The 500-nt window shown below is 65.4% G+C and carries 1 protein-coding gene; it reads right to left on the bottom strand.

Features of this window, described 5'->3' with window-relative positions; translation table 11 throughout:
- The coding region (locus A5747_RS07945) for a condensation domain-containing protein (protein ID WP_142245488.1) at positions 1-500 on the bottom strand (500 nt) is incomplete at both ends.

The raw sequence follows: 500 nt of genomic DNA, 5'->3' as shown, positions 1-500 counted from the left end.
ATCGGGAAGCCCACCGCCACATCGTTACTGGCGCTGAGCTTGCCCAACAACACCGCCAGTGCCGCCTGCACGACCATAAAACTGGTCGCATTGTGCTCGCTGGCGAGTTCACGCACTCGCTGCTGCAACTCGGCGGGCCACTCCACCTCAACGCGGGCGCCGCGCTGATCGGCGATCCGCGGGTAGGGCCGATCGGTGGGCAAGGCCAGGCGCTCGGGCATCCCGGCCAAAGCCTGCTCCCAATAGGCCAGCTGCTCGGTAATCAGACTGTCACGATCGTCGAGATCACCGAATTGGTCCCGCTGCCACAGCGTGTAGTCGACATACTGCACCGGCAACGGCGCCCAGTCGGGGATACGGTCCTGCTGTCGCGCCCGATATGCCTCCCCGAGATCAGCCACCAGTGGGGTGATCGACCAGCCATCGGCCGCGATATGGTGCACCACCGCCACCAACACATGCTCATCCGCGCCGACCCGGAAAAGCCGTGCCCGCAACGG

The sequence above is a fragment of the Mycobacterium sp. IS-836 genome (assembly GCF_001954275.1).
In the GTDB taxonomy this organism is placed as follows: Bacteria; Actinomycetota; Actinomycetes; order Mycobacteriales; family Mycobacteriaceae; genus Mycobacterium.
This window is presented reverse-complemented; position numbering and strand designations above follow the sequence as displayed.